The following is a 15029-nucleotide window of genomic DNA, read 5'->3' on the forward strand; positions in this document are numbered from 1 at the left end:
ATCAATTCGCTTCTGCTGACTGAAAACCTGGGTTTTCCGGTTATTTGTGGACGTACAAGTGAAAACCACAGAGGCGCGCGACGCAAGCCGCGCGAACTCTGTGGTTTGACGGGTACTACTTGATGCTTAGTTTAAGGTTTTATGCAGGCCTTGTAAATCGTAGACCTTCAGTTCGCTCAGGTGACGCATGCCCTGGATCGCCGCTTCCGCGCCGGCGATCGTGGTGTAGGTCACCGCGCGCGCCGCCAGCGCCGAGGTGCGGATGGTGCGCGAATCGGCAATCGCGCTGCGCTTTTCCTCGACCGTGTTGATCACCATCTCGATCTCGTGGTTCTTGATCATGTCGACCACGTGCGGACGGCCCTCGATCACCTTGTTCACGGCGGTGACCGGCAGGCCTGCCGCGGCGATCACGGCTGCGGTGCCCTTGGTCGCCACCAGCGAGAAGCCCAGCGAGACCAGGTCGCGCGCCACTTTCACGGCGCGCGGCTTGTCCGAGCTTTTCACCGACAGGAAGACCTTGCCCGACTCCGGCAGCTTGATGCCCGCGCCCAGCTGCGACTTCACGAAGGCTTCGCCAAAGGTCTCGCCCACGCCCATCACTTCGCCGGTCGACTTCATTTCCGGTCCCAGGATGGTGTCGACGCCCGGGAATTTCACGAACGGGAACACGGCTTCCTTGACGCTGTAGAACGGCGGCGTCACTTCCTTGGTGATGCCCTGCTCCGCCAGCTTCTGGCCGACCATGCAGCGTGCCGCGACTTTCGCCAACTGGATGCCGGTGGCTTTCGACACGAAGGGCACGGTACGCGAAGCGCGCGGATTCACTTCCAGCACGAACACCGTATCGACCGTCTTGCCGTCGACTTCCGATTGCTGGATCGCGAACTGCACGTTCATCAGGCCTACGACATTCAAGCCTTTCGCCATCAGCGCGGTCTGGCGCTTGAGTTCATCGATGGTCTCGGTAGAGAGCGAATAAGGCGGCAGCGAGCAGGCCGAATCGCCCGAGTGCACGCCGGCCTGTTCGATGTGCTCCATCACGCCGCCGATGAAGGTGGTTTCGCCGTCCGAGATGCAGTCGACGTCGACTTCGATGGCGTCGTTCAGGAAGCGGTCCAGCAGCACCGGCGAATCGTTCGAGACCTTGACCGCTTCGCGCATGTAGCGCTCGAGGTCGCGCTGCTCGTGGACGATCTCCATCGCGCGGCCGCCCAGCACGTAGGACGGACGCACCACCAGCGGATAACCGATTTCCTGGGCCAGGTTCAGCGCCTCGGCTTCGGTGCGCGCGGTGCGGTTCGGCGGCTGGCGCAGGCCCAGGTCCTGCAGCAGCTTCTGGAAGCGCTCGCGGTCTTCGGCCGCGTCGATCATGTCCGGCGAGGTGCCAACGATCGGCACGCCGTTCGCTTCGAGGTCCAGCGCCAGCTTCAGAGGCGTTTGACCACCGTACTGCACGATCACGCCGACCGGTTTTTCCAGGTCGACGATCTCGAGCACGTCTTCCAGGGTCAGCGATTCGAAGTACAGGCGGTCCGAAGTGTCGTAGTCGGTCGACACGGTCTCCGGGTTGCAGTTGACCATGATGGTCTCGTAGCCGTCTTCGCGCATCGCCAGCGCAGCATGGACGCAGCAGTAGTCGAACTCGATGCCCTGGCCGATGCGGTTCGGGCCACCGCCCAGCACCATGATCTTCTTCTTGTCGGTCGGGGCGGCCTCGCATTCCTCGTCATAGGTCGAGTACATGTAGGCGGTATTCGTCGAGAACTCGGCGGCGCAGGTGTCGACGCGCTTGTAGACCGGGCGGATGTCCAGCGCGTGACGGCGCTCGCGCACCGCGGCCTGCGTGGTGTGCATCAGGAAGGCCAGGCGCGCATCCGAGAAGCCCTTCTGCTTGAGCTTGTACAGGGTCGGCTTGTCCAGCGACTCCAGCTTCTGGTGGTCCAGCCACAGCTCGATGTCGACGATTTCCTTGATCTGGATGAGGAACCACGGATCGATCTTGGTCAGCTGGTGCACTTCTTCCAGCGTGAAGCCCTGGGCAAAGGCGTCGCCCACGTACCAGATGCGCTCCGGACCTGGCTCGCCCAGTTCTTCTTCGATGACTTCGCGGTCGCGCGTCTTCTCGTTCAGGCCGTCCACGCCCACTTCCAGGCCGCGCAGGGCCTTCTGGAAGGATTCCTGGAAGGTGCGGCCCATAGCCATGACTTCGCCGACCGACTTCATCTGGGTGGTCAGGTGCTTGTCGGCGGCCGGGAATTTTTCGAAGGCGAAGCGCGGGATCTTGGTCACGACGTAGTCGATCGACGGCTCGAACGAGGCCGGGGTCGCGCCGCCGGTGATCTCGTTGCGCAGTTCATCAAGGGTAAAACCAACAGCCAGTTTCGCCGCCACCTTCGCGATCGGGAAGCCGGTGGCCTTCGATGCCAGCGCCGAGGAACGCGAGACGCGCGGGTTCATCTCGATGACGATCATGCGGCCGTCCTGCGGGTTGATCGCGAACTGCACGTTCGAGCCGCCGGTGTCGACGCCGATCTCGCGCAGCACGTTGATCGACGCGTTGCGCATGATCTGGTATTCCTTGTCGGTCAGCGTCTGCGCCGGCGCGACGGTGATCGAGTCGCCGGTATGGACGCCCATCGGATCCAGGTTTTCGATCGAGCAGATGATGATGCAGTTGTCGGCCTTGTCGCGCACGACTTCCATCTCGTACTCTTTCCAGCCCAACAGCGACTCTTCGATCAGCAGCTCCGAGGTCGGCGAGGCTTCCAGGCCGCGCTTGCAGATCGCTTCGAATTCTTCCTCGTTGTAGGCGATGCCGCCGCCGGTGCCGCCCATGGTGAAGGACGGACGGATGATGACCGGGAAGCCCAGCTCGCGCTGCACGGCGCGCGATTCTTCCATGGTGTGCGCCACGCCCGAGCGTGCCGAACCCAGGCCGATCTTGGTCATCGCATCCTTGAACTTGGAGCGGTCCTCGGCCTTGTCGATCGCTTCCGGCGAGGCGCCGATCAGCTCGACATTGTATTTTTCCAGGATGCCGTTGCGGTGCAGGTCGAGCGCGCAGTTCAGCGCGGTCTGGCCGCCCATGGTCGGCAGGATCGCGTCCGGACGCTCCTTGGCGATGATGCGCTCGACCACCTTCCAGGTGATCGGCTCGATGTAGGTCACGTCGGCCATTTCCGGGTCGGTCATGATCGTCGCCGGATTGCTGTTCACCAGGATGACTTTGTAGCCCTCGTCGCGCAGGGCCTTGCACGCTTGCGCGCCGGAATAGTCGAACTCCGCGGCCTGGCCGATGACGATCGGACCGGCGCCGATGATCAGGATGCTTTTAATGTCACTACGCTTTGGCATTTATTTCTTCTCCTGGGCTTGCATCAGGCTGATGAAGCGGTCAAACAAGTAGGCTACGTCGGTCGGGCCGGGCGATGCTTCCGGGTGGCCCTGGAAGCAGAAGGCTGGCTTATCAAGGCGGGCAAAGCCCTGCAGCGAGCCGTCGAACAGCGAGACGTGGGTCACGCGGCAGTTCGCAGGCAGGGTTTCCGGATCGACCGCGAAGCCGTGGTTCTGCGAGGTGATCAGGACCTTCTTCGAATCGAGGTCCTGCACCGGGTGGTTGGCGCCGTGGTGGCCGAACTTCATCTTCATGGTCTTCGCGCCGGAAGCGAGCGCCATGATCTGGTGGCCCAGGCAGATGCCGAAGGTCGGAATGCCCTTCTCGATCAGCTCGGCGGTGGCCTTGATGGCGTAGTCGCAGGGTTCCGGATCGCCCGGACCGTTGGCCAGGAAGATGCCGTCAGGATTGAGCTTGAGTGCGTCCTCGGCGGTCGACTCGGCGGGCAGCACGGTGACCTTGCAGCCGCGCTCGGCCAGCATGCGCAGGATGTTGCGCTTGACGCCATAGTCGAAGGCGACGACGTGGTATTGCGGGTTGTCCTGCTTGCCGAAGCCCTGGCCGAGTTTCCACTCGGTTTCGGTGAAGACGTAAGGCTCTTTCACGGACACGACCTTGGCCAGGTCCATGCCGGCCAGGCCCGGGAAGGAGCGCGCCAGTTCCAGCGCTTGCGCTTCCGACGGCTGGTTGCCCTGGGTGCCGGTGAGGATGGCGCCGGCCTGGGCGCCCTTCTCGCGCAGCAGACGGGTCAGCTTGCGGGTATCGATGCCGGCGATTGCCACGACATTTTCGGCCTTCAGGTAATCCGACAGCGACTGGGTGGAACGGAAATTCGACGCCATCAGCGGCAGGTCGCGGATGATCAGGCCTGCTGCGTGGACTTTACCGGCTTCGACGTCGGCGCTGTTGACGCCGTAGTTGCCGATGTGCGGGTACGTCAGGGTGACGATCTGACGCGAGTAGCTGGGGTCGGTGAGGATTTCCTGGTAGCCCGTGATCGCGGTATTGAACACCACTTCACCGGTCGTGTGACCGGCGGCACCAATGGAATAACCTCGGAAAATCGTTCCGTCTGCGAGGGCCAGGATGGCTGGGACGGCTGGGCCAGAAAAAAATGGCGGCAAGGGTAACTCCCAATAAAGTTACCGTAGCTGCGCCACGTCAGACCGACATCCAAGGCCCACGGACGTGCGAAGCGTGTCCGAGTTTGGAGGTCGTTTGGAATGAGGAATGGGAGGTAGGCGCTACGGCAAGTAAGTGAATGGCTAAACCCCCAAATTATAGCGCGGATCGGGTGGGCCGGCAATGTACCGACGGATCGAAACGGGGCTAAATGGGTGTTTTTACTTACTGCTGAGCTGGGATTTTCCGTGCTTCAACGGACTTTGCTGCGGGGACTGGATTCGCTGGCTCAACCGTATCTATGGACTCCACCCGATTTGCAAGAAGAAGATTGAATTTCTGCCGTTAGGAAGAGTTTGCTTGTATCTATTCGGCCTGTATGTTGAGCGTTTCCAGTGCTCTGGCCCTGATGTGATACGCGCGTCAGGATCCTCATAGGGTGACGGCCTTGATGGCCACTACAGTTTACGGATTCACCCGACGCCGGTCCAACCTGTTGGCATCATTCTTTCTTCTCGTCGCAAACTTGGCGGTTGCTCCTTGCTGTTGCTGAGTTAATCGACAGTCTTTTCAGGCCGGCCTGGGCGTGTCTTTCGACCAGGCCGGAACGTACGGGCGTCCATGCGCCATCAACGCCCAGATCACCCTGGCCATCTTGTTGGCCAGCGCAGTCGCGGCAACGTTGAAACTGCGCCGTTCTGCCAGCCTTGTTGCCCACTGCAGCAGCTTGTCGGGCTTGCCGCTTGCTGTTCTCAGTGCACTGCGCGCTCCGTGTATGAGCAGGGTGCGCAGATAGCTGTCGCCCCTGCAGGTAATGCCATACAGGCGCTGCTTGCCTCCACTGCTATGCTCGCGTGGCACGAGGCCTAAATTCGCTGCAAAGTCCCGCGCGCTCTTGTAGTGGCGCGGATCGGCGATGGTTGCCTGCACTGCCGTTGCCGTCAACGGCCCCACACCCGGCACCTCCATCAGTTTCTTCGCCAGTTCCGACTTGGCTGCCTGGTTCAAACGTCGGTCGTACGCCTGAATCCTCTCGTCCTTGTCGTCCAGCTGGGCCTTGAGCTCCCGGAACGTCTCCAGGGCCATACCAGACAAACCATTGTCCAGATCGTTCAGCCATGCTTTCAGTCCGTCGCGGAATCTTTCCACGCGCTTGGGAAACACCCGGCCATATTCCCCGGCAAACGCCCTGATCCTGTTGATCATCGCCACCCGTTCCGTCATCAGGGCGCTGCGAGCGCGGTGCAGCATCTGCAAATCTTGCTGTGCAGCCGTATTGATCGGCACATACTTGGTTGCCCCACGCGAGCGCGCCTCGGCAATTGCAGCAGCGTCGTTCATGTCGTTCTTGTTACCGGTGACATATGCCCTGACGTGTTGGGCCGCAATCAGTTTGGCGTCGTGTCCCATTTCGACGAGCTTGCGTGCCCAGTAATGCGAACCCGCGCACGCTTCGATACCAATCATCGCCGGAGCCATCTGCGCGAACTGCGCAAGCACCTGGTCTCGAGAAAGCTTACTCTTGAACACCCGTTTGCCGTTTCCATCGAGCCCGACCGCGAAGAACACGTCCTTCGCAATATCCAAACCAACTACTTTTGCGCTAGCATTCATGGTGACTCCCCCTCTTGTTTTAGCGTGCCAGCCCAATCTGGCACGCTTGGCACAATGATGCCGATATCAGGAGGGTGGAGTCCATCACATTAGGGTGGTCGGCTACACCCGGCGGCTTGCGGATACGCGGCGGGTGCGCCGCCCACGCGTTCAACAGGTGTTCGACAGGATGGTGTGGTTCACGAAGCCGATTGAAGCAATTGCTCATCAGCTTCGTGAAACGGTGCGGCAACCTGGGGCAGGCTGAACGCGTGGACGGCGCAACTGCCGCGTGTGCACAGCCGCCGCCGGTAGAGCCGTCCACCCTACCGGACCATCACGACATTTACGGATTGGCGACCAGTGCAGCGATACCCGCCTTCGCAATCTGCGCGTCCTCGGTCGACTTCACGCCAGAGACGCCGACCGCGCCGATCACGTGGCCGTCGACCACGACCGGCACGCCGCCTTCCAGCATGCCCTCGAGTTCCGGGGCGGACAGGAAGGACACGCGGCCGTTGTTGATGATGTCTTCGTAGATCTTCGATTCGCGGCGGCCCAGCGCGGCGGTCTTCGCCTTCTGCGGCGCGATGTGGGCCGAGATCGGCGCCACGCCGTCCAGGCGCTGCAGCCACAGCAGGTGGCCGCCGTCGTCGACGATCGCGATCGTCACGGGCCAGTTGTTCTTGAGCGCTTCGGCTTCGGCCGCGGCTGCAACGGTTTTCACGTCCGCCAGGGTCAGCATCGGTTTGGTCTGCATGGTTTTCCTTGTTGTCCTTGTTTAACTGAGGTGATTGTTATTGTTGCTGCTTCGCCTTGAGCTTGGCCTTGATCTGCGGCATGACCGCAGCGGCGGCCTGCTCGCCGGCGAGGATTGCGAGATTGCGTCCGGCAAAGTCGGCGCTACCCATTTTACCCAGCGCCGGGGTGATGACGACGTCCGCTTCCTTCAGCTCGAAGTGGTTGATGCGCTGGCCCATGATCGAAAAGGTCTGCATCAGCACGTCGAGCGAGCTGGCGGTGGCCTGGCTGTCGGCCTGGGTCGAGATGTTCACGGCGATAATGAAGTCGGCCCCCATCTCGCGCGTGAACTTGACTGGCACCGGCGCGACCAGGCCGCCGTCGACATAGGTCTTGGCGCCGATCTTCACCGGCTGGAACACGCTCGGCACCGAGGACGAGGCGCGTACGGCCAGGCCGGTGTTGCCCTTGTTGAAGAGGATCGATTCGCCGGTCTTCAGGTCGGTCGCCACCGCGCCGAAGCGTTTCGGGAAGCGCTCCATCGGTACGTTGTTGACGGCCTTGTTGACGTAGTTCTGCAGCGCCTCGCCCTTGAGCAGGCCGGGGGACTTCGAGAACAGCGGCAGCGCCCAGTCCGAGATCGTGGCCTCGTCCATGCTCATGGCGGTGCGCTGCAGCGCGAAGCCGTCGTAGCCGGAGGCGTACAGCGCGCCCACCACCGAACCGGCGCTGGTGCCGACCACGATCTCGGGAACGATGCCCTGGGCCTCGAGCGCCTTGATGACGCCGATGTGGGCAAAGCCGCGCGCCGCCCCGCCGCCCAGGGCCAGGCCGATGCGGACCTTCTTCGGCGGGGGCGGTTGTACGGCGACCGGGGTGGGAGGAACCGGTGGGGTGCTGCCGCAGCCGGCCAGGACGAGCGCGCCGAGCGCAATGAGGGTGGTACGTCGAGAAAACATGTGCGGGTCGAAAAAGACAATATTCGATTGTACCGCGCAATGTGGATGTGTGGATGAGGCCGGGCTTATGGAGGTTGTAGGGTGGACACCTGTGTCCACGCGGTGCAGCGGATGAACTGACGCGGCGTTTGACCACGGCCATCGCACCTACGCGATCTCCGGGTGACGTTTCGGCGCGCATCGGTACGACCGCGTGGGCACAGGTGCCCACCCTACGAAAATCCGGTTGCGGCCCGAGGTGGCGCCAGCATCGCGCCACCCATCCAAATCCGGATCACCCCGGCAGCGAGGTATTCGGCAGCGACGCCGTGAAGGTACTCCCCTCCCCCGGCACCGAACTGATCTTCAGCCTGCCGCCATGGCGCAGCAGCACGTGCTTGACGATGGCCAGGCCCAGGCCCGTGCCCTGGGTGTCGCGCGAACGGCTCTTGTCGACGCGGTAGAAGCGTTCGGTCAGGCGCGCGATGTGCTGGGGGTCGATGCCGATGCCGGTGTCGGCCACCGCGAACTGCAGCTCGTCGCCGGCGCGGCGCCAGGCCAGCTCGATGCGGCCGCCGTCCGGCGAATAGCGCACCGCGTTCGAGGCCAGGTTGGCAAACGCGCTGCGCAGTTCTTCCGCGCTGCCCATCACGTCGGGGCCGTCGACCGAGACCGATATCTCGTGGCGTCCGTTCGACAGCGCCCTCGCCTCGCTCGCCACCGACTCGACCAGCGACTTGATGTCGACGCGTTCGCGCCGCAGCGGGAATTCGTCGGACTCCAGTCGCGACAGCGTCAGCATGTCCTCGATCAGGCGCTGCATGCGCTGGCCCTGCTCGGTCATCAGTCTCAGGTGGGCTTCGCGCGTGCCGGCGTCCATGCAGGGATCGGACATGGCGATTTCCAGGAAGCCGACGATGACCGTGAGCGGCGTGCGCAGCTCGTGCGAGGCGTTGGCGATGAAGTCGCGCCGCATCGCTTCGATGCGCTCGGTATCGGTGGCGTCGTGCGTGACCAGGATCTGGCGCCGGTTCTCGAAAGGGATGATGCGGCACTCGATCTTGCGGCCGCGGAAGGACAGGGTCAGCGGCTGCTCGTAGCGGCCGAGGATGATGTAGTCGATGAAGTCGGGATGGCGCACCAGGTTGGTCACGCGCAGGCCCTTGTCGCGCTCCAGCGTCAGGCCGAGGTGGCGCTCGGCTGCCGGATTGCACCACTCGAGGAAGAGCACGTCGTCCATGATCGCCACACCTTCGGGCAGCAGGCTCATGGCCTGGCGGAAGCGCGCCAGCCACTCGGCCAGTTCCTGCTGGTTGCGCTCGTCCTCGCGGCGCAGGCGGTACAGGCGCGCGAACACGTCGGTCCAGGCGCCCCAGCCGTCGGGCAGCCTGCCCGAATGCGGGTCGTCCAGCCAGCGGCCCAGCTGGTCCAGGTAGGACAACTGCACGAACAGCGCGACAACGGCGCCGGCCAGCGCCAGCGCCAGCGCGGGAACCGGGCCGGCCATCCACCAGACGACGCCGGCGGCCACGAAGATGGAGCCCAGGCGCAACAGCGCCGGCACCCAGAACAGCAGTTTGGGATTCATCGGACCTTGTGTGATTTATTTTTCCGAGAGCATATAGCCGACGCTGCGCACCGTGCGGATCAGCCCCTCGGCGCCCTTCAGCGCCTTCCTGAGCCGCAGCACGTGCACGTCGACCGTGCGCTCCTCGATGACGGCGTGGTCGCCCCAGACCTTGTCGAGCAGCTGGGCGCGCGAGAACACGCGTTCGCGGTGCGCCAGCAGGAATTTCAGCAGCTTGTATTCGGCGTTGCCGATATCGATCTGGCTGCCGTCGATCGACACCGTGCAGCTGGCCGGGTCGAGCACCACGGCGCCGGCGCGCAGCGGCGCCTCGGCCAGGTGCGGGCTTTTCCGGCGCAGCAGCGCACGGGCGCGCGCCAGCAGTTCGCGCGGCGAGAAGGGCTTGGTGACATAGTCGTCGGCGCCCGTGTTCAGGCCGGCCAGCTTGTCTTCTTCCATGCTCTTCGCGGTCAGCATGATGACCGGGATGTCCTGGAAATCGCGGTCGCCGCGCAGCCGCGCCAGCAGGCGCAGGCCGCTCTGGTCGGGCAGCATCCAGTCGAGCAGCAGCAGGTCCGGCTTGCCGTGGGCGATGCTGTCCCAGGCCGCGGCGGTGGTGCCGACCGACCTGATCGTCCAGCCGGCCTCGCGCAGCGAGTAGCTCACCAGTTCGACGATCGCCGGCTCGTCCTCCACCACCAGTACGGTCGTGTTGCTCATCGCGGTCAGCCCTCGTGCGCCACGGGTTTGCTGTGGCGGATGTCGCGTCCTTCCACCACGTAGATCACGTACTCGGCGATGTTCTTGGCGTGGTCGCCGATGCGCTCGATGGCCTTGGCCACCCACAGCGTGTCGAGCGCCGAAGAGATGGTGCGCGGGTCTTCCATCATGAAGGTGATCAGGTTGCGCAGGATGGTGCGGAACTCGTGGTCGACGATCTCGTCGGCGGCGATGATCTGCATCGCCTGCTTGCCGTCGAGGCGGGCAAAGGCGTCGAGGGCGTCGTGCAGCAGGTCGGAAGTGGCCTTGCCGATGGTGCGGATCATGTCGAAGTGGGCGAAGCCGATGTTGCCGCGCCCATGCAGGTTCTTGGCGGTGCGCGCGATCTTCGAAGCCTCGTCGCCGATGCGCTCCAGGTCGGTGATCACCTTGATGGTCGCCATCACGGTGCGCAGGTCGTTGGCGGTCGGCTGGCGGCGCACGATCAGGTGGCTGCAGGCGTCGTCGAGCTGTACTTCGAGCTGGTTCACCGCGTGGTCGTCGGCCATGACCTTGTCCGCCTTGGCCGCATCGTCGACGCGGAAGCAGTTCAGCGCCTCCTCGAACTGGGTTTCCACCATGCCGCCCATCAGCAGGACCTTGGAGCGGATCGATTCCAGTTCCTGGTCGTACTGTTTGGATGAGTGCTCGCCAATCATACTGCTCTCCTAATTCTGAACATTGTTATCTTATCGGGGCCTCGAGAAACCGTAGCGAGCGGAAGGAGTGGCGTCCGAGCCGCCAAGGCGCCGCGGCTGTACGGATAGTACAGCGAGCTATCGCCTTGGCGGCGCAGGGCGCCAATCCGACGCGCAGTAGGTTTGTCGAGGTCCTCAGCCAAAACGGCCGGTGATGTAGTCCTGTGTCTCTTTCTTGCTGGGGTTCATGAACAGCTGGTCGGTCTCGCCGAATTCCACCAGTTCGCCCAGGTACATGTACGCAGTGTAATCGGAGCAACGCGCCGCCTGCTGCATGTTGTGGGTCACGATCGTGATCGTGTAGTCCTGCTTCAGCTCGCTGATCAGTTCCTCGATCTTCGCCGTCGAGATCGGGTCGAGCGCCGAGGTCGGCTCGTCGAGCAGCAGGACGTCGGGCTTGACGGCCACACCGCGCGCGATGCACAGGCGCTGCTGCTGGCCGCCGGAGAGCGACAGGCCGCTCTTGGCCAGCTTGTCCTTCACCTCTTCCCACAGGGCCGCCTTTTTCAGGGCCCATTCCACGCGCTCGTCCATCTCGCCCTTCGACAGGTTCTCGTAGAGGCGCACGCCGAAGGCGATATTGTCGTAGATCGACATCGGGAACGGGGTCGGCTTCTGGAACACCATGCCGATTTTCGCGCGCAGCATGTTCACGTCCACGCCCGGCTCGAGGATGTTGCGGCCGCGGTACATGATCGAGCCCTCGGCGCGCTGGCCCGGGTAGAGGTCGTACATGCGGTTGAGCGTGCGCAGCAGGGTCGACTTGCCGCAGCCGGAAGGGCCGATGAAGGCCGTCACCTGTTTCTCGTGGATGTCGAGGGAGACGTTCTTCAGGCTCTGGGTCTTACCGTAGAAGAAATCCAGCTTCGAGATCTCGATGGTCTTCGTCTTGGCCGACAGGGTCGGGATCGGGGTTGCCATAGCTTGGGTCATGGTTATCAGGATAAATTAACGCGGGGTCTTCTGCGAGAACAGGGTGCGCGACAGGATGTTCAGGAACAGCACGGTGAAGGTCACCAGCAGCGCACCGCCCCAGGCCAGCGAGCGCCAGTCGTCGTAGGGGCTCATCGCGTAGGTGTAGATCACGACCGGCAGGTTGGCCAGCGGCGCGTCCATGTCGGTGCTGAAGAACTGGTTGTTCAGGGCGGTGAACAGCAGCGGCGCGGTCTCGCCCGAGATGCGGGCCAGCGCCAAGAGCACGCCGGTGATCACGCCCGCCTTCACGGCGCGCAGGCGCACCAGCATCGCCACCTTCCAGCGCGGGGCGCCGAGGGCGAAGGCGGCTTCGAGCAGGCTGTTCGGCACCAGGCGCAGCATGTTGTCGGTGGTGCGCACGACCACGGGAATCGCGATCAGGGCCAGCGCGATCGAGCCGGCGTAGCCCGAGAAGTGCTTCACATTGGCCACGTACAGGGCGTAGACGAACAGGCCGATCACGATCGAGGGCGCCGACAGCATGATGTCGGTAACAAAACGCGTGACCTGGCCGAAGCGGTTGGTCTCGCCGTACTCGGCCAGGTAGATGCCGGCCAGGATGCCGACCGGGGTCGACACCAGGGTCGACAGGCCGACCATCATCAGGCTGCCGACGATCGCGTTGCGCAGGCCGCCTTCGCTGCCCGGCGCCGGGGTGTCGAGGCTGAACATCGGGCCGGAGAGCGCGCCGAAGCCCTGGATCAGCAGCGTGGCCAGGATCCAGGCCAGGAAGGCCAGGCCGATCGCCATCGCCAGCACCGACAGGGCGATGCCGACGCGGTGCGCCAGCAGGCGCTTGCGGTACACGGGGTTCTTGGCGATGCCCTTCATTTCACACCTTCCTTGCGGGACATCCCCACCAACATCAGTTTTGCAGCGGCGAGCACGATGAAGGTGATCGCGAACAGGATCAGGCCGAGGGCGAACAGCGAGGACACGTGCAGGCCCGGCGTCGCTTCGGCGAATTCGTTGGCCAGGGTCGACGAAATCGAGTTACCCGGCATGAAGAGCGAGGTCGAGAGCTCGTGCGCATTGCCGATCACGAAAGTGACGGCCATCGTTTCGCCCAGCGCGCGGCCCAGGCCCAGCATCACGCCGCCCACCACGCCGTTGCGGGTGTAAGGCAGCACGACCTTGCGCACGACTTCCCATTTGGTGCAGCCCAGGCCATAGGCCGATTCCTTCAGCACGGCGGGAACGATCTCGAACACGTCGCGCATCACCGAGGAAATGAAGGGGATAATCATCACGGCCAGGATCAGGCCGGCGGTGAGGATGCCCATGCCCATCATCGGGCCCTGGAACAGCTGGCCGACGACCGGCAGCTGGCCGAGGGTATTCTGCAGCAGCGGCTGCACATGGTCGGCGAACAGGGGCGCGAACACGAACAGGCCCCACATGCCGTAGATGATGGACGGGACGCCGGCCAGCAGCTCGACGGCCGTGCCCATCGGGCGGCGCAGCCAGGCCGGGCAGATCTCGGTGAGGAACAGGGCGATGCCGAAGCTGATCGGGAAGGCGATCAGCAGCGCGATCAGCGAGGTGGCGACCGTGCCCCAGATGGCGATCAGGGCGCCGTAGCGGTCTTCGATGGGATCCCACTCGACGGTGGTGATGAAGGCGGCCCCGAACTCCTTGAAGGCGGGCGCGGCGCCGATGGCCAGCGAGACGATGATGCCGAGCAGGGCCAGCAGGACGCTGGCTGCGAACAGCAGGGTAATCTTGTGAAACAGGAAGTCCTGGATGCGCTGGTTGCGCATGGTCTTGCGCAGGGCGGCGTATTCGTGGTCGGCCGCGGCCGGGGGGGCCTGGTCCTCGATTGTGACGGAAGGATGAGCGCTCATGTGTGTTCTTGTGTTTGCCGCGTGTGAGGCCGCCGGGCGAACCCGGCGGCCAGGCCTCAGTGCCTGTTTTACGCGTGATTAGCGCGTGATTACCAGACCGCCTTGCCGGCTGCGTCTTTCACGTTCGCGCGCCAGGCATCCTGCACCAGCTTGGTGACGGCGTCGGGCATCGGCACGTAGTCCAGGTCGGTGGCGGCGGCGTCGCCGTTCTTGTATGCCCAGTCGAAGAACTTCAGCACTTCCTTGCCCTTGGCCGCATCGGCCTGCGCCTTGTAGATGATGATGTACGAGGCGCCGGTGATCGGCCAGCTGGCCTTGCCCGGCTGGTCGGTCAGCACCACGCCGAAGCCGGGGGCCTTGGCCCAGTCGGCGCTGGCGGCGGCGGCCTTGAAGGCGGCGTCGTCGGGCTGGAGGAAGGCGCCTTCGCGGTTCTGCAGCTGGGTGTGCGCCATGCGGTTCTTCTTGGCGTAGGCCCACTCGACGTAGCCGATCGCACCCTTGATGCGCTGGACGTTGGCGGCCACGCCTTCGTTGCCCTTGCCGCCCACGCCGGTCGGCCACTTGACCGAGGTCCCGGCGCCGATCTTCAGCTTCCAGTCCGGGCTGGCCTTCGACAGGTAGTCGGTGAACAGGAAGGAAGTGCCCGAGCTGTCGGCGCGGCGCACGACGGTGATGTTATCGGCCGGCAGCTTGACGCCCGGATTCAGGGCGGCGATCGGCTGCGCATTCCATTTGGTGATCTTGCCCATGAAGATGTCGGCCAGCACGGCGCCGGTCAGCCTGACCTGGCCCGGCGTGACGCCCGGGATATTCACGACCGGCACCACGCCGCCCATGATGGCCGGGAACTGGAACAGGCCGGCTGCGTCCAGGTCCTTCGCCGGCAGCGGCATGTCCGAGGCGCCGAAGTCGACCGTTTTCGCCTTGATCTGCTTGATGCCGGCGCCCGAGCCGACCGACTGGTAGTTCAGGCCGTTGCCGCTGGCTGCCTTGTACATTTCCGCCCACTTCGCGTAGATGGGATAGGGGAAGGTCGCGCCGGCGCCGGTGATGTTGACCGCCTGGGCGGCGCTGGCCGCCAGGGTGGCGGCGGCAACCGCGACGGAGAGGAGCAAGTGCTTCATACGCATATCGATATCCTTTCAGAAGGTGGCGCGGACTGCGCCCCGGGTTGCCCCGGTTGGATTAGCGCGCAGTCTACTGACCGAATATGACAAGTTGATGACACGCCCCTGGCGCCGAATGGGAGCGGATGCCATGTCATCGAATCGATGACATGGCGAAGAAGCGTGTCATATGTATGTTTCAGGACGGTGTCGACCTCGTGGCGGCCTCCTCGAAGCCGCAACATGGCATTTACCCGCGCAATAGTGCCGCGAACCGGAAATGGCCGTC

General features: G+C 63.8%; 12 protein-coding genes. All 12 read right to left on the bottom strand.

Annotated elements, in window-relative coordinates; all coding sequences use genetic code 11:
- Window positions 1-126: 126 nt before the first annotated feature.
- On the bottom strand, window positions 127-3357 hold the full coding sequence (gene carB, locus ACSUZJ_RS16610) for a carbamoyl-phosphate synthase large subunit (protein WP_499409969.1): 3231 nt from the start codon (window positions 3355-3357) through the stop codon (window positions 127-129).
- Complete coding sequence (carA, locus tag ACSUZJ_RS16615) at window positions 3358-4521, bottom strand: glutamine-hydrolyzing carbamoyl-phosphate synthase small subunit (RefSeq protein ID WP_499409971.1); 1164 nt, start codon at window positions 4519-4521, stop codon at window positions 3358-3360. It lies immediately after the preceding gene.
- A gap of 568 nt (window positions 4522-5089) precedes the next feature.
- Entirely contained in the window at window positions 5090-6133 is a 1044-nt protein-coding gene (locus ACSUZJ_RS16620) for an IS110 family RNA-guided transposase (RefSeq protein WP_499408564.1), read from the bottom strand.
- Between the two features lie 325 nt (window positions 6134-6458).
- A complete protein-coding gene (locus tag ACSUZJ_RS16625) occupies window positions 6459-6872 on the bottom strand; it encodes a GlcG/HbpS family heme-binding protein (protein WP_499409973.1) in 414 nt (137 codons plus the stop codon).
- A 37-nt stretch (window positions 6873-6909) separates the two neighbouring features.
- Window positions 6910-7812 carry a patatin-like phospholipase family protein gene (locus tag ACSUZJ_RS16630; RefSeq protein WP_499409974.1) on the bottom strand — a complete coding sequence of 301 codons (903 nt, stop codon included), beginning with the start codon at window positions 7810-7812 and terminating at the stop codon, window positions 6910-6912.
- Window positions 7813-8086: 274 nt separating this feature from the next.
- Window positions 8087-9379, bottom strand: a complete 1293-nt coding sequence (phoR, locus tag ACSUZJ_RS16635; protein WP_499409975.1) for a phosphate regulon sensor histidine kinase PhoR — start codon at window positions 9377-9379, stop codon at window positions 8087-8089.
- 15 nt (window positions 9380-9394) lie between these two features.
- Complete coding sequence (locus tag ACSUZJ_RS16640; protein WP_499409977.1) at window positions 9395-10078, bottom strand: response regulator; 684 nt, start codon at window positions 10076-10078, stop codon at window positions 9395-9397.
- Between the two features lie 5 nt (window positions 10079-10083).
- A complete protein-coding gene (phoU, locus tag ACSUZJ_RS16645) occupies window positions 10084-10776 on the bottom strand; it encodes a phosphate signaling complex protein PhoU (protein ID WP_499409978.1) in 693 nt (230 codons plus the stop codon).
- Between the two features lie 174 nt (window positions 10777-10950).
- Window positions 10951-11736, bottom strand: coding sequence for a phosphate ABC transporter ATP-binding protein PstB (gene pstB, locus ACSUZJ_RS16650; RefSeq protein ID WP_499409979.1), 786 nt, complete (start codon window positions 11734-11736; stop codon window positions 10951-10953).
- Between the two features lie 27 nt (window positions 11737-11763).
- On the bottom strand, window positions 11764-12621 hold the full coding sequence (gene pstA, locus ACSUZJ_RS16655; protein ID WP_499409981.1) for a phosphate ABC transporter permease PstA: 858 nt from the start codon (window positions 12619-12621) through the stop codon (window positions 11764-11766).
- A complete protein-coding gene (gene pstC, locus ACSUZJ_RS16660; RefSeq protein WP_499409982.1) occupies window positions 12618-13634 on the bottom strand; it encodes a phosphate ABC transporter permease subunit PstC in 1017 nt (338 codons plus the stop codon). The genes pstA and pstC overlap by 4 nt, the downstream gene beginning before the upstream one ends.
- Window positions 13635-13723: 89 nt before the next feature.
- A complete protein-coding gene (gene pstS / locus ACSUZJ_RS16665) occupies window positions 13724-14764 on the bottom strand; it encodes a phosphate ABC transporter substrate-binding protein PstS (RefSeq protein ID WP_499409983.1) in 1041 nt (346 codons plus the stop codon).
- Between the last annotated feature and the right edge of the window lie 265 nt (window positions 14765-15029).

It is taken from the genome of Telluria sp. B2 (assembly GCF_051789535.1).
Taxonomy (GTDB): domain Bacteria; phylum Pseudomonadota; class Gammaproteobacteria; order Burkholderiales; family Burkholderiaceae_D; genus Telluria.